This window comes from Desulfosarcina cetonica JCM 12296, from assembly GCF_001311845.1.
GTDB classification, from domain to species: Bacteria; Desulfobacterota; Desulfobacteria; order Desulfobacterales; family Desulfosarcinaceae; genus Desulfosarcina; species Desulfosarcina cetonica.
This window is the reverse complement of record NZ_BBCC01000035.1, coordinates 15,466-36,410: the sequence shown is the minus strand read 5'-3', so window position 1 is coordinate 36,410 and position 20,945 is coordinate 15,466. Positions and strand designations below refer to the sequence as shown.

General features: G+C 51.7%; 19 protein-coding genes, 1 pseudogene and 1 riboswitch. Of the genes and pseudogenes, 11 read left to right on the top strand and 9 right to left on the bottom strand.

From position 1 onward, the window contains the following. The first annotated feature begins 66 nt into the window (after positions 1-66). Positions 67-885, top strand: coding sequence for a hypothetical protein (locus tag JCM12296_RS10580; protein ID WP_054692433.1), 819 nt, complete (start codon positions 67-69; stop codon positions 883-885). A 67-nt stretch (positions 886-952) separates the two neighbouring features. On the opposite strand, the gene JCM12296_RS10575 is transcribed toward JCM12296_RS10580, so the two are convergent. From JCM12296_RS10575 to JCM12296_RS10540, 7 genes and pseudogenes are all read right to left on the bottom strand, one after another. Continuing rightward, positions 953-1,810 carry a shikimate dehydrogenase family protein gene (locus tag JCM12296_RS10575; RefSeq protein WP_054692430.1) on the bottom strand — a complete coding sequence of 286 codons (858 nt, stop codon included), beginning with the start codon at positions 1,808-1,810 and terminating at the stop codon, positions 953-955. A gap of 587 nt (positions 1,811-2,397) precedes the next feature. Further along, complete coding sequence (locus JCM12296_RS10565; protein WP_054692424.1) at positions 2,398-2,787, bottom strand: response regulator transcription factor; 390 nt, start codon at positions 2,785-2,787, stop codon at positions 2,398-2,400. Positions 2,788-3,159: 372 nt separating this feature from the next. Next, positions 3,160-4,101, bottom strand: a complete 942-nt coding sequence (locus JCM12296_RS10560) for a methylenetetrahydrofolate reductase (RefSeq protein WP_054692421.1) — start codon at positions 4,099-4,101, stop codon at positions 3,160-3,162. Further along, a complete protein-coding gene (locus tag JCM12296_RS10555; protein WP_246804138.1) occupies positions 4,098-4,724 on the bottom strand; it encodes a methylenetetrahydrofolate reductase C-terminal domain-containing protein in 627 nt (208 codons plus the stop codon). Before JCM12296_RS10555 ends, JCM12296_RS10560 begins: the two co-directional genes overlap by 4 nt. Positions 4,725-4,976: 252 nt before the next feature. After that, positions 4,977-5,390, bottom strand: coding sequence for a hydrogenase iron-sulfur subunit (locus tag JCM12296_RS10550; protein ID WP_246804137.1), 414 nt, complete (start codon positions 5,388-5,390; stop codon positions 4,977-4,979). 89 nt (positions 5,391-5,479) lie between these two features. After that, positions 5,480-9,951 (bottom strand): annotated as a pseudogene (locus JCM12296_RS49000) (FAD-dependent oxidoreductase). A gap of 45 nt (positions 9,952-9,996) precedes the next feature. After that, positions 9,997-10,863: a methylenetetrahydrofolate reductase gene (locus JCM12296_RS10540; protein WP_054692416.1), complete on the bottom strand. Its 867-nt coding sequence runs from the start codon at positions 10,861-10,863 to the stop codon at positions 9,997-9,999. 422 nt (positions 10,864-11,285) lie between these two features. Here JCM12296_RS10540 and JCM12296_RS10535 point away from each other — a divergent pair, with 422 nt between their 5' ends. Continuing rightward, positions 11,286-12,659, top strand: coding sequence for a sigma-54-dependent transcriptional regulator (locus JCM12296_RS10535; RefSeq protein ID WP_054692414.1), 1,374 nt, complete (start codon positions 11,286-11,288; stop codon positions 12,657-12,659). Positions 12,660-12,687: 28 nt separating this feature from the next. On the opposite strand, the gene JCM12296_RS10530 is transcribed toward JCM12296_RS10535, so the two are convergent. Further along, positions 12,688-12,903 (bottom strand): helix-turn-helix transcriptional regulator, encoded by a 216-nt coding sequence (locus JCM12296_RS10530; RefSeq protein WP_054692411.1) that lies wholly within the window; start codon positions 12,901-12,903, stop codon positions 12,688-12,690. 621 nt (positions 12,904-13,524) lie between these two features. Further along, positions 13,525-13,624, top strand: a riboswitch (cyclic di-GMP riboswitch). A gap of 258 nt (positions 13,625-13,882) precedes the next feature. Between JCM12296_RS10530 and JCM12296_RS36235 the strand changes: the two genes are divergently transcribed. Genes JCM12296_RS36235 through JCM12296_RS10510 form a run of 4 tightly spaced genes read left to right on the top strand, consistent with a single transcriptional unit; the run spans position 13,883 to position 17,735 of the window. After that, positions 13,883-14,359, top strand: coding sequence for a PEP-CTERM sorting domain-containing protein (locus JCM12296_RS36235; RefSeq protein WP_083456038.1), 477 nt, complete (start codon positions 13,883-13,885; stop codon positions 14,357-14,359). Between the two features lie 29 nt (positions 14,360-14,388). Continuing rightward, positions 14,389-15,027, top strand: a complete 639-nt coding sequence (locus JCM12296_RS38125) for a hypothetical protein (RefSeq protein WP_157067523.1) — start codon at positions 14,389-14,391, stop codon at positions 15,025-15,027. Further along, the gene (locus JCM12296_RS10515; RefSeq protein WP_172683842.1) at positions 14,927-17,419 is read left to right on the top strand and encodes a S8 family serine peptidase; all 2,493 of its coding nucleotides are present in this window, start codon (positions 14,927-14,929) and stop codon (positions 17,417-17,419) included. The genes JCM12296_RS38125 and JCM12296_RS10515 overlap by 101 nt, the downstream gene beginning before the upstream one ends. A gap of 31 nt (positions 17,420-17,450) precedes the next feature. Then, positions 17,451-17,735: a hypothetical protein gene (locus JCM12296_RS10510; protein WP_054692401.1), complete on the top strand. Its 285-nt coding sequence runs from the start codon at positions 17,451-17,453 to the stop codon at positions 17,733-17,735. Between the two features lie 87 nt (positions 17,736-17,822). Here JCM12296_RS10510 and JCM12296_RS38120 read toward each other — a convergent pair whose 3' ends face one another. Continuing rightward, complete coding sequence (locus JCM12296_RS38120; RefSeq protein ID WP_157067522.1) at positions 17,823-18,104, bottom strand: hypothetical protein; 282 nt, start codon at positions 18,102-18,104, stop codon at positions 17,823-17,825. 180 nt (positions 18,105-18,284) lie between these two features. Between JCM12296_RS38120 and JCM12296_RS41660 the strand changes: the two genes are divergently transcribed. The 5 genes from JCM12296_RS41660 (at position 18,285) to JCM12296_RS44095 (ending at position 20,882) form a co-directional block, all read left to right on the top strand. Further along, entirely contained in the window at positions 18,285-18,983 is a 699-nt protein-coding gene (locus tag JCM12296_RS41660) for a transposase (protein WP_246804134.1), read from the top strand. Beyond that, positions 18,980-19,252 (top strand): hypothetical protein, encoded by a 273-nt coding sequence (locus JCM12296_RS41655; protein WP_218188040.1) that lies wholly within the window; start codon positions 18,980-18,982, stop codon positions 19,250-19,252. The genes JCM12296_RS41660 and JCM12296_RS41655 overlap by 4 nt, the downstream gene beginning before the upstream one ends. Before the next feature lie 55 nt (positions 19,253-19,307). Further along, the gene (locus JCM12296_RS10500; protein ID WP_054692397.1) at positions 19,308-19,562 is read left to right on the top strand and encodes a hypothetical protein; all 255 of its coding nucleotides are present in this window, start codon (positions 19,308-19,310) and stop codon (positions 19,560-19,562) included. Between the two features lie 26 nt (positions 19,563-19,588). Continuing rightward, positions 19,589-19,903: a hypothetical protein gene (locus JCM12296_RS10495; protein WP_054692394.1), complete on the top strand. Its 315-nt coding sequence runs from the start codon at positions 19,589-19,591 to the stop codon at positions 19,901-19,903. A gap of 175 nt (positions 19,904-20,078) precedes the next feature. Continuing rightward, positions 20,079-20,882, top strand: a complete 804-nt coding sequence (locus JCM12296_RS44095; protein ID WP_054692392.1) for an HD domain-containing protein — start codon at positions 20,079-20,081, stop codon at positions 20,880-20,882. Positions 20,883-20,945: the final 63 nt, after the last annotated feature.

Genomic DNA, 20,945 nt, shown 5'->3' with positions numbered 1-20,945 from the left:
GCTGGGCCGGTTCGACGACGCCATCGAAAACAGCGAGCAGGCCGAAGCCTGTATGTCGACGGGTTGGTGCAAGACGCCTACATCTATTTCAACGCCCTTTTGGGCAAGGGCTATGCCGCCTGGCATCGGGGAGACGCCTCGCAGGCCGAAAAAATGGGCGAGCGCTTGATTCAATTTGGCAAGCGGCATGCCAACGTGCGCAGCCTTGTGGCCGGTCACTGCTGCATGGGATGGAAAGACCTGGTGCAAGGCGATATCGAGAGCGCCATGGCGCGTTTCAAGAGAGCCATGGCGATTTCCGCCGACCCTTGGTATTCGCAATTTCCCAAACTGGCCCTATGCTACGGAAGCATCAGCAGCGGAAAAATCGAGGATGCCCTGCCCCTCTTGGATCAGTTGATTGCCTTTGACGAGGCCAATGGCGCCGAATTCGTCGGCCACCCGGCGCGTTTTTTCAAGGGCCTGACGACGATTATCAACGGCCAGGTCAGTGAGGGCCTCACGCGCATGGAGTCCCTTTTGGCCGACTGGCAGGCGTCCGGTTGCCGGCTGCGGTATCTGACCTGCGGTTATGTGATGGCCGGCGTTTATCTGCGCCTTCTCCAGGCGGCCCGGCAAACCGCCGACAGCGGGGATGGCTTACGGGCAACGACGGTCGCCGACCCATGTCTCGGCTGGTATCGGACCTGCGTTAACGAGGCGCGGGCGATGGGTGCGCCCACCATGGAAGGCTTGGCGCTGGTGGGCTGGGGAAAGGCCTTGATGGCATTGGACCGCAAAACGCAAGCCGAGGAGAGAATCCATGCCGGCATCGACTGCCTCGAACGCATCGGCGCCAAACGCCACGCGAGGGAAGCCCGCGCCGTTCTGGAGACGTTTATGTAAGGCTTTTCAACCTCTCTGAAAGGCGATTTGAAACGTCTGGATCAGACAGGCGTTTCAAACTAGCCTCTCAGAGGGATAGCGCCCTGATGAACTCCTCCTGGGGAACCTCCTGGCCCGTCCAGAGCAAAAACGTTCGTCGAGCCTGGAAGGCCAACGTGGACAGACCGTCCATGAAGGCGGTGGCGTTGATCGCCGCCATTTCCTGCCAGATGTTGTTCGGATGGCCATAATTGAGATCAAATACCAGCTCACAGCCCGTCAGCCGCATGCCCTTGACGATGGCGGCCAAGGGGTCGTCTTCATCATGACTGGACACGGGCGTTGCATTGACGACAATGTCGGTGGCCATGGGATCGTCCGCCAGATCGGGCAGCAAGCGTGATGTGCATTGGAAGTGGTCGGCCAGGCGGCGGGTCTTTTCGTTATCTCTTCCGGCAACGATAATCTTTTCCGCCCGCAACCAGTTGAGAATAAAAACCACGGCACGCGCCGCGCCGCCGGTACCGATGACCAGCGCCTTTTTACCGGCAATGTCAAACTGGGCCGTATTGAGGGCATCCATGATGCCGATGGCGTTGGTGTTGTACCCCTTGAGCTGCCCGCCCTTGCAAACGATGGTGTTCACGGCGCCGATGATGTTGGCACCTTCGGAAAGAATATCCAGGTGGGGCAGCACGGCCTCCTTGAAGGGTGCGGTAATGTTGGCGCCGGCGATATTGAGCACCCGCAGGCTCTCCAGGGCCTTGCCGATGCTGTCCCCTTGGATCATGAACGGTACATAGGCCCCCTTGATGCCCGTTCGATGGAAAACGGCACCGAACATTTCCGGGGATCTCGAGCGAAAGACCCGCTGATCACTGATGATGCAGAATACCTTGGTCTGGTATTCAACCGTGGAATCCAAAATGCCTGAAGCTGGGTTCATCGGATTGGCTCCCGCTTATCGACGGTCAAACACCCGTCGATATCGGTTGATGAGGCATGGGTCTGAATTTCCGAATCGTTGCCAATGAAGCATGGAACCGTTTCCGCGTTTCAGGCCGGAAAAGCGCTACGCGGGGGTATGCGGGTGGGGACGAGTGGTGGGTGAAGGTGTGATTGACGGATTCGTAAAAAGCCCGATATCGGCGTTACGCTTCATCCTTCGTCATTGCGGAGTACGCCAAGTACACCTCATTCCTCAGGATTCGCAAGCCTTGACCTCGGGCTTTTTACGAATCCGTCGGGAATGCGACTTTTTACGCGTCTATCGTGGTTGGTTGAGCTTCCGAATCCGAAATCCCTGCCCCTTTGACATTCAGTTCGGGCCTGTTGCGGAAGGCACCGATGAATCATTTTTTCCGGATGTCCGGATTCGGAAGCATCCGGCATGTGCGACAGATCCGGCCCCTTTCGGATCTGGATGGCAGTCATGCCGGCTGGCGCCCGCCGCCAAGGCGAAACGGCACCGAAGGTCATTCCGGTCCGCCTGCCTTGACGGCGGGCCCCGTTTACGAAAAACCGCTTAGCCGCTTAAAGATTCAGCAAGCCTTTCAGACTCTCCGTAATCTCCTCGGCCGAAGCCGGTTTTGGCAGGTAATCATCGGCTTCCATGCTCATGCCGTCGTAATGCGAGTAGCGCGTGGAGGAAACGTGCGAGGCCACCGCAGTCAGCATGACAATCGGAATGCCGGCATAGTTCTCGTCGCTCTTGAGCTCCTTGCAGACCGCGTAGCCATCCATCTCGGGCATCATGACGTCCAGCACGATGGCATCCGGCGGGTTGGCCTTGACCTTCTCCAGGCCCTGCGCGCCGTCATAGGCGACCTCCACTTCGAAGCCTTCCTTTTCCAGGTTCCCCTGCACGATGGAACAGAAATCAGGTTCGTCATCTACCACCAGGATTCGTTTTTTTTCACTCATGGTCATTCTCCTTTTTTCCAAGCTGATTGTTATTTCATCAGCAGCCTGAGCAGGTTGGGGGTTGCCGGACCGGACCGGAGGGATGTCCGTGGTGGGCATCCAAAAGCGTCGGCCCGCGGGCCAGGCAAAATCGGTTATTCGGTTCTCCAGAAAGCTCCAGTGATTTTTGATTAAGCAAATATCGCATAAACCAAATCGTCGGAGGGTTAGTGTTAAGTGTAAAGTCTAAAGTGTTAAGAAAAGGAATGCTGCCAATTTGTTAACCAAACGGATCCGATCCACCGCTTAACACTTAATACTTAATACTATCTTGAAATGTTTTTGGACGCGTTCACCCCCCATAACTTGAGCTTTGTAAATAACCGCAATCGGTTATTGGATCGTCGGCCGGGGAAGAACGCCCGCCCGTTCGGCGATCTCGGGGACCTTATGTTCCCATTCGATAGCCATCAAATGAACGCCGGCAACGCCTTCCATCTCCTTGAACTCTTCGATCTGCTCGATGGCGAATTTGATGCCTTCTTCGGATTGCTTGCCTTTTTCCGCCCCTTGCAGACGCTTGATCAGTTCCTCGGGAACATCCATGCCCGGCACCATCTTGGCCATGTACTGGGCCATGCGGGCACTCTTCATGGGGGTGACGCCGGCGAGGATATAGGCTCTTTCGGTCAGGCCCATGTCCACGGCCTGCTTCATGAAATCGCGGAAGCGCGGCATGTTGTAGATGCACTGGGTCTGGATGAAATCCGCGCCGGCATCGATCTTGTTGGCCAGGCGGTAGATCCGGTATTCATACGGATCGGCAAAGGGGTTGGCCGCCGCGCCGATGAACATTCGCGGCGGCTCGTCGATATCCTCGTCGTTGAGAAATTTGCCTTCATCGCGCATCTTCTTGACCATGGCGATCAGTTGCATGGAATCGATGTCGTAGACATTTTTGGACTGCGGATGGTTGCCGAACTTCTGGTGGTCGCCGGAAAGGCAGAGCATGTTGCGGATGCCCAGGGAATAGACCCCCAGAATATCCCCCATCATGGCCAGCCGGTTGCGGTCGCGGCACACCATCTGAAAATTGGGCTCGATGCCGTTGGCCACCATGATGGCCGAGGCGGCGGCGCTGGACATGCGCACCACGGCGGTCTGGTTGTCGGTGACGTTGACCGCGTCCACCTTGCCGCGCAGGTGCTCGAATTTCTCCTTGAGGTGTTCCACGTTGGCGCCCTTGGGCGGCCCGCACTCACCGGTAAAGGCAAAGTGACCGGCCTTGAGCACCTTCTCCAGATTGCTTCCCGATTTATATCCGTTATCGCTCATTGCACCAGCTCCTCCCTTATGCTTTTACGGGGCCCGCCGTCCCTTGCCGTCTGCCAATCCTTGGCCGCCCGGATATGGCGCAGATCCGCCAGTCGTCCTTGCTCCATCTTTTTCTTGACAATGGTGTCCCAGATGCACTCGACGTCCTTGGAGATTTCGCACTTGCCGTCGGCGCTGCCGCCGCAGGGCCCGTGCTGGAGGCTCTTGGAGCAGCGCGCTATCGGGCAGAGACCGTCATAGTGATGGATGATGCAGGTGCCGCAGCCGGCGCAGCGCTCCTCCCAGATGCCGTGTTGGACCGCGCCGCCGAAGAACTTGGTGTTGACCGCCGGATAGAAGGTCTGCCCCGGATAGGCCTCGGAGAGAAATTGGGGACCCACGCCGCAGGCCATGGAGAGCACCGCATCGTACTGGTCATGGATATCCCGGATCTGCTCCACATATTCGGGATCGCATTGGCGCTCCAGGGTCTTCTCATCAATTTCGATGGGGTTGCCGTCCTTTTTGCGGGCAATCTTCAGGCTTGCCGCCAGTATGCCCACTTCTTTGGCGCCACCCACGTTGCATACCGTCACACAGCCCTTGCATCCCACGAGAAGAATTTTATTGTGGGTTTTAAGCATGTCCAAAATCTCTTCAAGCGATTTTCGATCCGCAACTATCATAGCGTCACCTCTTGAGGGTCCCGATGCGGCGCGTCCAGCCGCCTGACCTTGGTTAAAGTTGATGAACTCGTAAAAAGTCGCTGTTCCGACGGATTCGTAAGAAGCCCGAGATCAAGGCTTGCGAATCCTGAGGAATGAGGCGTACTTTTGCGTACGCCGCAGTGACGAAGGATGAAGCGTAACGCCGATATCGGGCTTCTTACGAATCCGTCAGGATTTGACCGGAGAGGGTCCCAGCCCCTTGATCTTCTCCGTCATCTCATTGGCGATTTCAGCAAAACGCGGTCCCTGGGCCGAAGAGAGATTGAACATTTGCACCCGTTCCGGCTCGATGCCCAGTTCCTTGAGCGTCCGCTGCGTGTACTCGACTTTCCTTCTGGTTTTGAGATTTCCTTCCAGGAAATGACATTCGCCCTCCAGTCACCCCGCCACGTAGACGCCGTCGGCACCCCGCTCGAAGGCGGTCAGCAGGTGAATAATATCCACCCGGCCGCTGCACGGTACCTGAATCACCTTGACATTGCTGGGATAGCTCAACCGCATGGATCCGGCCAGGTCAGCAGCCGCATATGCACAGTACTTGCAGCAGTATGCCAGAATCTGAGGTTCAAAGGTTTCATTCATGGTTTTTCTCCAATGACGTTTAAGGTATTGATGGGGCTGGGCGCCCGGAGTTCTCAGGCTGCCAGGATGGCGCCCAGGTCCCTTTTCAATCACGCGGCTTCTTCTTTGGTCTTCTCAAAAAGCGCTGCGGTCTTGGCCACGAGTTGCTGATCGGTAAAGTGTTTGAGCTGAATCGCCTTTCCCGGACATTCGGCCACGCAGCATCCACACCCGTGGCATTCGGCGGCTTCGATCACCGCATGTCCTTCCTCGCCGATATAGGGAATGTGGTAGGGGCAGGTCCGGACGCAGGTCACGCAAACCGCACACTTGTCCGGATCGACCTCGGCCACCACGCCACCCACCATGATGGCGTCCTGGGAAAGAATCGTCATGGCCCGTGAAACCGACGCCCTGGCCTGAGCAATGCTCTCATCGAGGGGTTTGGGATAATGGGCCAGGCCCGCCATGAAGATGCCTTCGGAACCGAAATCCACCGGCCGCAGCTTGGCGTGGGCCTCCACCAGGAAGCCGTCGGCGTTGATGGGAACCTTGAACAGCTCGAACAGGTCCTTGTTCTCATTGGGCAGCACCGCGGTTGCCAGCACCAGAAGATCGGGGTTGAGTTCCACCGGCATCTGCAGGACGTGATCGCGGATCTTGACGCTAAGCGTTCCATCGTCGGCCGCGCTCACATCGGGAAGGTTGTCCTCGAGGTTATAGCGCATGAAGATCACGCCATTTTCGCGGGCCTCCTTGTACAGCTCTTCCCGGAACCCATAGGTGCGCATATCCCGGTAGAGCACATAGATGTCCATCTCCGGATTGCGCTTTTTCAAGCTCAGCGCGCTTTTCACCGTATGGGTACAGCACAGCCGGCTGCAGTAAGGTCTTTCCGGGGTTCGCGAGCCGACACATTGGATGAAGGCCACGCTATCGGCCGTGGCAAGGCGCGGGTCATCGGCTGCCAGGGCCGCATCCAGATCAAAGTGGGTCATGACATTCTGATGCTGACCATACAGGTATTCGCTGGGCGTGTACTCCTTGCCGCCGGTGGCGATAATGGTGGCGCCATGCTCGATCACCGTCTCGGTCAGGGTCTCCCCGGAAGTCATCAGGGTGGTGGTGAAGTTGCCCATGATACCGGTGGTCTCCACCGGCTCGGTCTGCATGTAGACGTGAATCTGGGGATGGTTGCGCACCTTGTCGATCAATTGATCCAGGTAGGGTTTCACCGGCTCGCCCTGCCAGGTGGCGAGCAGCTTGTGGGCCACGCCGCCCAGCTGGTTGCCACGCTCGACGAGAAACACCGGCAATCCCTGATCGGCCACGCCCAGCGCCGCTTCCATGCCGGCCACGCCGCCGCCGACCACGAGGACCTTCTGGATCACATCCAGGCGGACCTGGTGCAAGGGTTCGATATAGGCCGCCTTGGCCACGGCCATGCGCACCAGATCCTTGGCCTTGGCCGTGGCCCGGTCCGGGTTGTTCATGTGCACCCAGGTGTTCTGATCGCGGATGTTGGCCATTTCGAAGAGATACTTGTTCAGGCCGGCATCGCGGATGGTCTCCTGAAAGAGGGGTTCGTGGGTACGGGGCGAACAGGAGGCCACGATCACACGGTTGATGTTGTTCTCCTTGATCACCTCTTTCATCTTGTCCTGGGTGTCCTGGCTGCAGGTGAAGAGGTTGTCCTCCACATGAACCACATGGGGCAGGGTGCGGGCGTATTCTCTCACCGCCGGCACGTCGGCCACGCCGCCGATGTTGATGCCGCAGTTGCAGACAAAAACACCGATGCGCGGCTCCTGATCCGAAACGTCGATTTCCGGCGGAAGCGCCTTGGTCCGCATCAGGGTTCCCCTGGCCGTCGCCAGCGGACTGGTGGCGGTGGATGCGGCCGCCGAGGCCTCCATGACCGATTGGGGGATGTCCTTGGGTTCCTGGAAGGCGCCGCAAACAAAAATTCCCGGTCGGCTGGACGTCACCGGCTCGAGGGTGCGTGTGGCGGCATGCAGGTGTTTGTTGAGATCGATGCCGACCGTCTTGGCCAGGTCCACCGATTCTTTGTTGGGCGCCAGGCCGATGGCCAGCACCACCATGTCGAAAATCTCTTCCTTGATTTCTCCCGCTTCGGTCACATAGCGCAAACGCAGGTTCTCATCTTCCACCGGATCGATGGTGTGCACCTTGGAACGGATGAAGCGCACGCCTTTTTCGTCCTTGGTGCGCATGTAGTACTTCTCGAACTCTTTTCCATGCGTCCGCATATCCATGAAGAAGACCGCCGCATCCAGCGGTTTGGTGCTGTGCTCCTTGGCGATGACGGTCTGTTTGTTGGTGTACATACAGCACACGGACGAGCAGTAGCTATGATCCGAGCAGTTGATATCGCGGGAGCCCACGCACTGCAACCAGGCGATCTTGTCCGGCTCCTTGTGATCGGACGGCCGCACCAGATGACCCTCGAAGGGACCCGATGCACTGAGAATTCGCTCGAACTCGAGGCTGGTAACCACGTTGGGATGGCTGGCGTACGGATAGGTCTTGTGGGCCGTGGGATCGAACGGCGTAAAACCGGGCGCCAGGATGATCGCGCCGACGTTGATGGATTTGTACTCGGCGATCATATCATGATTGACCGCCTTGGCCAGGCAGGCATCCACACACTGGTAGCATTCCGAGCACAGTCCGCACTTCAGGCAGCGCTCGGCTTCTTGCTTGGCCTCTTGCTCGCTGAACCCGAAGGAGACTTCCAGAAAGTTGCACTCCCGCGCCGCCGGATCCAGACAGCGGACCGTGGTGCGCGACTTCTTGACCTCCTGGCTGACATCGGGTTTATAGAAATCCCATTCCTTTTTCCGGCCTTCGGCCAGATCCAGCCCATTGATGAAGCGATGAATGCTCTCGGCGGCCTCCTTGCCACAGCGACCGCATCGACCACCGATTTGGGACCGTAGAAGGCGTCGCCACCGGCAAACACCCAGTCGATGGGCGTTTGCAGGGTTACCGGATCGGCTTCCAGACCACCGGGGCGCGAGATGGCAATGCCCTGCTCCTTGATGCCGGTCAGGTTGGTGCTTTGGCCGATGGCAACGATCACCGTATCGCCAAAAAAAGGCTGGCATTCCTTCTCATCATAGGCAGGGTTGAAACGACCGTTGTCATCAAACACCGCCGTACAGGTCTTGAATTCGATTCCCGAAACCCGTTTGTTCTTGTCGATGAAAAATGATTTGGGACCGAAGCTGTTGACGATCTTGATGTCGCTTTCCAGGGCCTCCTCGATCTCGTGCTCCCAGGCCGGCATCTCCTCGCGCTTCTCCAGGCAGATCAGCGTGACGTTCTTGGCGCCCTTGCGTTTGGCGGTGAGGGCCACGTCAATGGCCACGTTGCCGCCGCCGACCACGATCACATCCTCGCCAAGGTCGAAATCCTTGCCCATGGCGGCTTCCCGCAGAAAATCAACTCCCTGGAGCACGCCGTCAACATCTTCGTTCTCCACGCCCAGGCGGCGACCGCCATGCAGACCGATGGCCATGAAACAGGCGCTGTATCCGTCGGCTTTGAGGCTCTCCAGGGTAACATCGGATCCGAAGGCGACATTGCAGCGGATCTCGGCGCCCATCTGGCGCACCACATCGATCTCCTCGGCCAGGATGTCCCGCGGCAGCCGGTACTCGGGGATTCCGTAACGCATCATCCCGCCCGGCTCGGGCATCTTCTCGAAAAGGGTAACCCCGTACCCCTGCTGGAGCAGGTAGTACGCGGCGGTGACACCGGCCGGACCGGAGCCGATGACGGCCACTTTCTCGCCGCGCTTCTCGGCCGTAATCTCCGGGATATGGCGTTCGCCGCTCTGGCGCTCATAGTCGGCGAGAAAACGATGCAATTCACGAATCGCCAGGGGCTGGTCCACGTCGTTGCGCGAGCACTGGCTTTCACAGGGATGATGGCACACCCGACCGCAAACCGCCGGAAACGGATGATCCTGCCGGAACAGCGTCAAGGCTTCCTTGTAACGGCCGTCGTTGATCAGGGCGATGTACCCCTGAATGCTCACATGCGCCGGGCAGGTGGCCTTGCATGGGGCCGTCCCGCGCTTTTCGATGGCATAGGCGCTGGGCATGCCCTGGGGGTAGAGCTTGTAGGCCGCCTTGCGTTCCCTCAAGCCCATGTCGAACAAATTGGGCGTTTCGATGGGACAGGCCTTGGCGCATTCGCCACAGGCCGTGCACTTGTCCATTTCGATATAGCGGGCGTTCTGGCGCAGCTTGACGGTGAAGTTGCCCACCTCGCCGGTCACCTCGGCGATCTCGGTGAGGGTCATCAGATCGATGTTGAGATGTCGCCCGCATTCGACCAGTTTGGGAGAAATGACGCACATGGAGCAGTCATTGGTGGGGAAGGTCTTGTCCAGTTGCGCCATGACGCCGCCAATGGCCGATTTTGTCTCGGTCATGTAGACGAAATAACCTGAATCGGCCAGATCCAGGGACGCCTGTATGCCTGCAATCCCGCCGCCGACCACCAGTACGGAGCCGACGACATCCTTTTCTTGGGGGTTTGCTTTCTCTGACATTCTGCGATCCTCATTGGGGGTTATGGGTTGAAAGGGTAGCGCCGCTCAAATCATGTCCATCAGTTTTTGCAGTTTGTCTTCCCATCCCATGGCAGAGATCAAAACACCGGCAAAACCCGCCTCCTTGATGGCCTTGGTGGTTTCCACGGCAATGGCGAGGCTCTCCGTGGTCTTGTCCGGGGCCCGCATCATGCGTTTGATCAGATCCTGGGAAACGGTGATATTGAGGTGGCGGTCCAGGTAGCGGGCCATGCCGACGGATTTGAGCAGCATGACGGTGGGTATGACGTGGGTTTTCGCAAGGTCGATCTTCTCCGCAAAGGCGGCGAAGGCGCTGACATCGAAAACCGGCGGCGCGATGAAGAATTCGACGCCCGTGGCCATCTTCTCATTCAAGCGTCCAATCGCCTGATCCAGTTCCTCGCCGGTGGCCCGGGCGTTGACGCTGCCGCCCACGGTGAACGCCGGGGCCCCGAAAAGTTCGTTGCCGGCCAGATCCTTGCCCGTCTGAAGGTCGGCGATGGCCTTGTAGAGGGTCATCAAATCGATGTCATGAACCGCCTTGGTCTGGTGATGATCCCCCAGGCTGGGATCCTCGCCGGCAACCCCCATGACATTGATGATTCCGCAACCGTAGGCGGCCAGAAGGTCCGCCTGCAATGCGATGCGATTGCGATCCCGGCAATTCACCTGCATGATGGTCTCCAGGCCCTTGCTTTGCAGGATCATCGCGCCGCCCAGCGAACTCATGCGCATTACCGCGTTGCCCATCTCCGGGACGAGAAATGCATCCACGGCGTTGCGTATCCGCGAGGCGCTGTTGACCATCGCGGAGACATTCACCCCTTTCGGCGGCAGCATCTCGGCCAGAATGGCGAACTTACCGGTATCGAATTTGTTTTTTAAGTGCATAAGCCAATCCCCTTATGGTTGTTGCGGTAAACGAGCGATTGCCGTTAATGAAAAAGACGTGTCGGTGTTGCATCTGGAGCGGGAGCGGGAAGGCGGCCGCCTTCCGTCTCTACCGGCCAGCAGGAGAACGGACTGGCCAAATTGTCACATTTCTTTGCCATTTTGGATCAGCAAGCCTTGTGCCAGAGACCTGCGGAACGATCGAACGCATATTTTTTAATATACAATTCAAGCTGTTATTATATTCAGCGCGTTGTTGACGGATCATCCACAGGCTTGATTATTTTCTGGACAGCTATCCCAAATTGGCATATACAGCAAAGAAACGCCTGCGAAAATAACGCCTTAGGCCGAATATGCCAAAACAGAGCAGGCCAAAATGGCATATTTGGTCGACCACAAACGTGCAGACAGGAATCGCCATGAACAGTTCCGTTGTGGTTGTCGATGATGATCGGGATTACCTGGAAATCCTCGGTCGGAAGCTGGCGGATATCGGGTTCAAACGCATCCGCCTGGAGGAGAGCGCCGTCAAGCTGGCCGGAGAAATCGAAACAGGACTGGTCGTCGACCTTGCCCTGATCGACATGACCATGCCCGAAATGGATGGGATCACGCTTTTGGAAACGATCAAGGCCAACTCGCCATCCACCGAATGCATCATGGTCACGGCGATCAACGAGGCGCGCATCGCCGTCGACTGTTTGAATAAAGGGGCCTACGATTACCTGGTCAAACCGGTCACCACGGAAGACCTGTCCCTGTCCATCAAACGCACCCTGGAGCGCAAACGGCTCCTGGATCTCATCGACATCGAGAAGCGCGGCGACCTGCCGACCCTGGAAAACGAAGCCCCGTTCAAGCCAATCATCACCCAGTCGAAGAAAGTCATGCGCATTCTCAAGGAGGCCGAACTGCATGCCTCCAGCCAGGTTCCCGTGCTGATTACCGGCGAGAGCGGAACGGGAAAGGAGCTGCTGGCCCGCGCCATCCATGGGGCCAGTCCGCGCGCCCAACAGCCGTTTACACCCATCAACATGTCGTCGTTGACCGGCTCGTTGTTCGAGGCCGAATTCTTCGGCCATACCAAGGGCGCCTTCACCGGCGCCGAGAACGGCCGTGTGGGCTACCTTGAATATACGAACCGGGGAACGCTCTTTCTGGATGAAATCGGCGATTTGCCGCTTTCCTTGCAGGGTAAGTTATTGCGGGTATTGCAAGATGGTGAATTCACCAAGCTGGGCTCCAGCACGCACCAACAGGTGGACCTGCGCTTCATTGCCGCGACCAACGAAAACCTGGAGCGCATGATAACCCAAAAACGTTTTCGCAAGGACCTTTACTACCGGATTCGCGGCGGCTGGCTACATCTCCCCCCGTTGCGGGAGCGCCGGGAAGATATTTTTCTGCTGGCCCAAAAATTCCTGGAAAAATATTATGATGTGAGCCATCCGGGCTTCATCGAAAAACCCGCCCTGGAAGTGTTGATGCAATACGCCTATCCCGGCAACATCCGCGAGCTGAAATCCATCCTCCAGTCAGCGGTCAATCTGGCGCACGGGGCACCCATCCAGGTGACGCATCTGCCGGCGCACATCAAAACGGCATCCAAAAACTGCACCGATGAAGAGATGGATGCCGGGGACCAAACCATCAAGCCGTTGGCGGAAATCGAGAAGGCGCATATCCTCAAGGCCTATGCCCAGACCGGCGAGAACAAATCCAAAACGGCCCGCCTTTTGGGCATCGGTCTGAATACCTTGCGGCGTAAGCTGGCGGGTTATGGGATCCATTGAGAGGTTGGTTGAAAAGACTGGCTTTCCCTTAAAATCGAATCAATTGATATTGCAGCCCGATGGCAACCGCTTGTGCTCGGCTAGAAGCGTTTAGTTTATCTTTGATGTTGGAAACATGAAAATCAACAACACGTTTGCTGCAATTGAGAATTTTGGAAATTTCCCATGAACTTTTACCCTCTTTAATCCAGTTCAAAACCACTGCCTCTTTTTCTGTCAGTTCGTACTCTCTGCAATTTTCCATCTTTAATTCAATTTTATTGGGCAATGTGAAAAACTATTTCAAGAATGAAAGCAGTTGTTTTCGATGAGTTCATTCAATAAAGGAAGATCAATGTTCTACTGGCACATTATATGCCAAATGATGTGTTTGCAAAGATGACTGTTATTATTTATATTTTACTATTTGTGGGAGATTGATGTGGGAGATAAAGTTACAATATCTGCCAAAAATGCGTTGAAGGAGTGTCACAATATTACACAGTTGAGTTTGATTAAGTAAAAGAGTGATCGTTTTGTGTAAGATAATTTATATTGTGAAATAAATACCATTCTATATGTGAAAAAAACTCCACAAACAATTCATATTTATTCAATTGTATGCGCCAATCACTTTGAAAAGCAGAAGTTAGTGTGTTAAATGATCAATAAAAATTAGATGGTTGTGCATCAACCTGTCATTAATAACAGGTTTGAAATGTACGATCCTTGCTTCCTTTCTTGCCATGAATGAATCACCACTATCATTCATGCTTCCTCGCGGTTATCTCAACCGCAAATACTAAATTGGTTAAATTGTATAATTTAATTTTGGATAGGCTATTGCTCTTCTGAGTTTGTTTAAACTCTACAAATTGTATGTTGCACTATGTAAAGCCAAACCTGTTGCGAGGCGGGGACGGAAAGCCACGGATCTCTCAGGGGTGTGAGCCACAGACCTTTTGTGAGAAAGCCGGGTTGCCATGGTTAATGGTAACTTGGCTTTTTTATTTGACGGTACTTTGCTAACCACATTTTGATGATATCATAAAACCACAATATTATAAATTTCTACGAGCAGAAATTAAGGAAGGGGGTAATTATTTCTGTTTTTTTGGAATGCAGTATTAATTCGTTCATTCGTTCGTTTCTTTTTCATCCTAAGCTAATGTGATTATTTTGAAAATGGAGATTTATTATGAAAAAAATGTTTATTTACCCTTCTTTGTTTAATAATTTTTCAAGTGTCTTCAGCAAAGGCTATAATCATAACTTATAATGCTACCGACTTAGGGTCAGGACTCTGGCAGTATGATTATTATGTCAGCGATTATGACTTCAATGCTGACTATGGATTCCAAATATTTTTCGAATATGGGCTTTATGAAAACATCACACCTGTATCATCACCAAGTGATTGGGATGTCATTGCCTATGATCCGGATGTAATATTTGGTTCTCCTGATGACGGTGCCTATGATGCACTGGCGTTGGTCGATGGTGCTTCGTTGGCCGAATCCTTTTCTGTTCAATTTAACTGGCTCGGTACAGGCAATCCAAACGGACAATATTTTGAAGTTTATGATTCTGACTATGCTTTCGTTGATTCTGGAGAATCAGTACCCGGTACTGCTCCTGTTCCTGAGCCGACTACAATGGTTTTGCTTGGAACTGGATTGATAGGCCTGGCGGGATACCGGAAGAAAATTAAAAAATCATAGTCATATAAAATACTGCTTATGAGGTGAAAATGATGATTAAAGATAAACGACTAATTACGTTTTTATTTTGTACAATTATATCTCTATTATTTTCTTTACCAGTTTCAGCAGATTTGTTGATAGATGACAATTATCAACTCGTTAGTAAAACCAGAGCAAGTCGAACTGAATACGATTATACCTTTAAGGCAACAGCTACAAATACTGGTGAAGATGTTGAAGTTAACGTGTCTGCGACGCTGACTAGCAGCTCTGATTTCACCACCGTTATAGACGGTGATATAAATTTTGGGAACGTAGCTGCAGAATCATCAGTTACCGGAGACGATACTTTTACAATCAGACAAAACCGTAGTTATCCTTTTGATCCATCAGCACTTAGTTGGGACGTTACTTCTGAAAATTTAAGAATTGTGCAGATTTCATCAGAAGGAGGAATGCCTGGAGACAAGATTAGTATAGGTTACAGCGGTGCAATCGACGAAGAACCTATTGAAGTTATCTTTTCAGGCATGATTGCTTCCTCATCTGTAATAAATTTAAATCTGTTACAATTTGATGTCCCATATGATTGTAAAAGCGGCCCTCTGTTTATTAGACAAGGGAATAGAGCAAGCAATCAATTTTTTTTTCACAATTACAAACTCTTCATTCAAATCTCCAACTGATGAAGACATGATAACAAACGAGGCTGGACAAAAAATTGCATCAAATATCTTATTAGTATACCTTAAAACAGACTTTTTTAACAATTCTGAAGCCCAAAGAATTGCTGATGATACAGGGGGAATAATTGTAGGATATGATCCATCTACACTGCTATTTCAAATTCAATTTTCTTCAATCAAGTTAGAGGCTTTGAAGAATATTAAGAAAGTAGTTGAAGATGATCCTGCAGTCGATTTTTGTATGATAGACTATACAATTTCAAGCCAAGAAGCTGATTGGTCAGATGATGATGATTTTTATGGGCAAAGGGCAACTAATAAGGTTGAAGAGGGAGCTAAATTTTATACCGATAATGTAAGCCCAACTGATGCAACCAAACTCCACCCAAATTTTACGTCGATTGGAGTAATTGAAAATGGGCTTGATTTTGATGCCAGCGATTTTGACGGTTACAGTGCAAATGGCTCTGATAGATCAAACAATATCGCTCTATATTCTACTGACACCAGTAGTAGCACTGATCACGGCAGCACAGTGACAGGTATAATCGCAGCTGAGATAGGCGATGGTAAAACTAAAACCGGAAAGAATGCTGGTCTTCTTCAAGGACTTGAAAGAAATCATGGTGGATTTAATATTGCGGTAAAGAAATCAGGTTCTACTTGGGGAGACGCATTTAATAGCACTATTGAGTTGGTAAAAAGCGGCGCTACTGTAATAAATTGGAGTTTCGGAACTGGACAAGAAGGAGCTCCAAATAAAGATGGTGACGATATTTGTTGCGATGCTTGCGATAATGCGTGCATCGATAAAGAAGGTTTTATTGATCTTAGAGATAATATTGAGAAATGGATTAAAAATAAAATAGAAAAAGACTATCCTAACGTTATCATCGTAGCAGCTGCTGGAAATACACATTCATGGGCAAAATTCTGGGTCCCATCCTCTATTCAAACTGACTCTCTCATAATTGTTGGTGCTCATGAAAATTTACCCTGGTATTGGCCATTTTCAAGTATACCTGAAATAGCAGACTTTTCAAATATAGGTCCGGAAGTTGACATTGTTGCATGTGGCAAATACGTTAAGGACTCTAAAGGAAATGAAGCCCAAGGAACATCTTTCGCTGCTCCGCTCGTCACTGCAACAATTGCCGCTATGCAATCGGTTAATCCTGATCTGACCCCGGATGAAATCCGCAAGCTTTTACGCAAGAGTTCCTTACCTGTCGATCCAGAAGTAGAGACAAATGGCGTCACCCCCAATGAGCCTACCAGAATTCTGTCTATAGCTAACGGAGAAGTTAGAGATGATGGAAAATGCTTCTATAACACTGGGTTGGACTGTGAGGGGAAAAGTGCTCGCTTGAATGTCCAAGGGGCTCTCGAGGCAGCGGTTGATAGTCTTGAGGACAAAACTATTCCAATAGGGGATAAGGTTGATGTTACACTTCCAAAAAACACATCTGTACTAGTGCCGGTACAGGTAACTGTGCCATCGGACGATGTTTTCGACAAGGTTGACATAATATTTATGGTTGATGTTTCAGGTAGTTATGGAGATGATATCGCACAATTTAAATCTAAAGCCATCGACTTGGTGAATGCATTTAATTCTGCTGGCCGGAATGTACAAATTGGTTTAACATCCTTTAGCGATTTTCCATGGTCTCCCTATGGAAGCAGTTCTTACGGTGATTATGCTTACAGGCTTGATCAGATGCTTACATCAGATTCTTCTGAAATTATTTCTTCTATAAATAACCTTAGTTTACATTATGGAATGGATGGTCCTGAAAGTCAATTAGAAGCACTTTATCAAGCTGCAACAGGTATCGGGCGAACGGTATCTAGTTACGGCTATACAATTGAGTCGTCAGATGTAGGTTGGCGAGAAGGTGCTCTTCCTGTAATCTTTTTGGCCACAGATTACAGTTTTCACAAAGAAAGTAGCTATCCCGGTGCTAGCTGGGATGAGACTGTTACTGCTCTTAATGATCTAAAAATACGTGTATATGGGCTTCAATCTGGGGGAAATATATCAGATGTTATCAATATGGCTGCTGCCACGGATGGTGATACATTCCTTTTATCCAGAAACAGCGCCGAAATTGTTGATGCCGTTATTGCCGCGTTAGAAGGGGCGGCTTCACAGATTGATGTAAAACTTGTACCAAATGGCGATTTTGCCGATCTGGTTCAATCAATAAGCCCAGAAAAGCATGAAGACGTTTCGCCTGGAGATACTATTACTTTTGATGTTCAATTTACCAGAAGTTTGGCATTAGATTCTGGTGTTGATCATGTTTTTGCTTTCAGGCTTGAAGTTATTGCTGAGGATGTAGCCACTATAATGGAAATCCCAGTGACAGTTTCTATTCCAGCAGAATAATAATATTAATAAGATATGGAAGGAGCAAAAAATGATAATTAAATTTAAATATATTATTAATATAATATTAATTTCTTTAATTTGCCTTGTAAATAGTGCATTAGCTTGCTCTGTTAGCGAAGAATTTGATTTTCAGGATAGCGCCGGATATCATTACAATGTGTACGGCGATAATGGAGATTATATTGGATATATAAGCCAAGTTGAAGAACCTGCAGGTAAATGGGTGGTTTGGGTTGATGGCCAAGGCGCATTAAATGAAATTTACGAAACAAAATCCGACGCGATGGATGCGCTTTGCAATTCAAACGACTAAATATAGTACTTGGACGTCGTTGCATACAAAATCACGCCCAAGTACCTATCATGTGGATCATATGAGGTTCCGAAAAACTTGTTTTTTCTAAAATTGCATTTCAATTCTAAAGACGATTGTTAAAATATAGACCAAGATCAGTTTTTCCCAACCATTAAATTCTGGTCTTGGTCTGTTATCGTCACCGCCAGTCAAAAACCGACTCAACTGCAAGCAAAAACCTGACCCAATAAACTGTCGTTTCTGAAGCAGCCCGATAGTAAATTTTCTGGCCATCACAGGAAATACAGGAAAATATTGGGGAAAATATTGGGACGTTGTTGACAAACTATACAAAATGCTGCCATAAACATTCTTGCGTTTTTCCACACCGACAATACTTCAAAAGGTGAACGCCATGCCACGCGGTGCGCGTTTAGATACACCGGGAACCCTTCATCGCGTGATTTTAGGAAATATAGGGACGTTGTTGACAAACAATACAAAATGCTGTCATAAATATTGTTGAGTTTCTCCTCCATACCGACAGTACTTCAAAAGGTGAACGCCATGCCACGCGGTGCACGCTTAGATTCTCCGGGAACTCTTCATCACGTGATTTTACGCGGCATCGAACGGCGTAATATCGTTGACGATGATCTGGATCGCGAGAATTTTATCACTCGTTTGGGGCAGAATGCCGAAAACAGCCGCACAGCGATTTATGCCTGGGCCTTACTTGATAACCATGCTCACATCCTCATGCGCAGCGGGACGGCGGGCATTTCCGTTTTCATGCGGCGGTTCCTGACCGGCTATGCCATTTCCTACAATCGCCGTCATCATCGCTACGGTCATCTTTTTCAAAACCGGTATAAATCAATCATCTGTGAAGAAGATACCTATTTTAGGGAACTGGTTCGCTACATCCATTTAAACCCGCTGCGTGCAGGGATCGTTGAAGACTTGGCGCAATTAGACCGCCATCCGTGGTGTGGTCATGGGGTAGTGATGGCCCGATGTGATGCCCCGTGGCAGGATAGAGATTATGTACTGAAATGGTTCGGTCGGACCGAGGGTGAAGCAAAGCGCGTGTATCGGGCATTCGTGAAAAAAGGCATCGCTGAGGGGCAACGGCCTGACTTGGTCGGCGGCGGTTTGATTCGCTCCATGGGTGGCTGGTCGGTGGTCAAATCCCTTCGCCGTAGCGGCACTCCCGAAAAGGGTGATGCACGCATCTTGGCTCCGGCGATTTTGTTACTCGAATGATTGATGAGGCCGAGCAACATATTCGACGGCAATTGGCCGACGATGCGGTTCTGGAAAGCGCCAGGAAGCTGATCAACCGTTGCTGCACGGCGTCTGATATTTCCATCGATGTACTTCGCAACGGCAGCCGGCGGCAAGCGGTTTCAACAGTAAGAAGGCAGCTGGTCCTCCAGTTGGTCAATAAGTTGGGATTGTCCATGGCGGAAACGGGCAGGCAGTTGGGATTGACGACCTCTGGCGTCGCCCAGATTTTGCGACGAAAAGGTTAGTATCGTTTATAAACAACGTCCCCATTGGACTTAAAAAGAGAAAGGAGATGAGCCGATGGATTCAACCTTATGGGAAGAGAATATCAACAAAGGTGGTTACTGCACGGGCATTGTGACAACCTGGATCGTCAAATCGCTGCAAGAAAACAGCTTATTTACGGACAAAAATTTTTTGCGGCGGGTGGGAATTGATCGCCATAAGTTTTACCGGAAATTCAGCAGCAATTCGGGCGTAAAGGATATTGTGACCGGTTATTTCACCCGTACGGATGGCGTCTATGCCACCAAAAAAGCTATCCGGATCACCTGAAAGTAATACAATCCGGCCCGCACCAGATGACCACCCAACCGGACGACTCCACAGCCGCTGCTATGGCAGACGATATCGTAACGACCTTATGCACAGAGAACTACCTCCACATCGGTTTTTTTGACGGCAATGCAGACATAGGCCATGCCATAGGATTCATCAAGCGCGGACGATGGATATACATCCTCGACCCAAACCAGTACTGTATCAGCACCACGAGTACAAAGGACCTCAAAACGCTTATCGGAGACTCTGAGTTTTGTGAACAGGGCTCGGGAGTTTACTATAAATGGGTTATCAAAAAACGGGAAGGCGGGTCGTTTGATAAATACTACCTGTAGATAGGTTTAGTCAGGTTTTGCTTCTCGAAGCCTGGCGCAAGGATATCTGTGAATGGCTTCCGGTCCGCGACAAATGGCATGAGGACTACCGGAAAGGATGTGCTTTTCAGATGGAGGAGGCCGGCCGCTACCATCCTGACAACATGCTGCCTGACGGCCGGATTCGGAGTGATTTATGATGAACCTGGATTCCTTGTTATCGAATTTGAAAAAATGGTTTGATGCTTACATTTGCGGGTTTGATGGCGATGATGCGGAGCTTCGGAAGAACATCGACCTGAAGGCAGACCATACCCGGCATGTTTGCGAGAACATCAAAGACATCGCCAATAGCCTGAGCTTTGCGCTGTCCCATCAGGATCTGATTGTTGCTGAGACCGCTGCGTTGCTGCACGATATCGGCCGCTTTGAACAGTATCAACGCTATCGGACCTTTGTAGACCGAAAGTCGGAAGATCATGCCGCCCTGGGGGTGCGAATTATCAGGGAGAACCGGCTTCTGGAAGGTTTTGATCCAGAATCGGCCGATATCATTTTGCAGGCCGTGGCCTGTCACAATCGTTTGGCCCTTCCCCGCCAGGCCGGTGCACGTTCCCTTTTGCTCCTCAAACTGCTCAGGGATGCGGACAAGGTCGATATCTGGCGGGTGGTAACCGACTACTACCGCAATATATCAGACAACCGCAACAAGGCCGTTGAACTGGATCTGCCGGACAGTGATGGATATTCCGACGCCGTCTGCCAATCGATAGTACACGGTGAACTCGTACGTATGGCGGACCTTCGGACCCTGAATGATTTTAAATTGCTACAGATCGGGTGGATTTACGATATCAATTTCCGCCGGACATTTGAACTGGTGCAGGAAAACAAATACCTGGAAGCCATCCGTGACCAGCTGCCGCAGCATGTCCCTGAAATTGACACCGCTTTTGCACGGGCCAGGGCCTACCTGGAACAGGGGATAAATGGCGTATAAAAGAAGTGTTCTCTGTCATTCCACCATCAAAAATAGCGACGGGCGCCGGCAAAGTGATTCCTG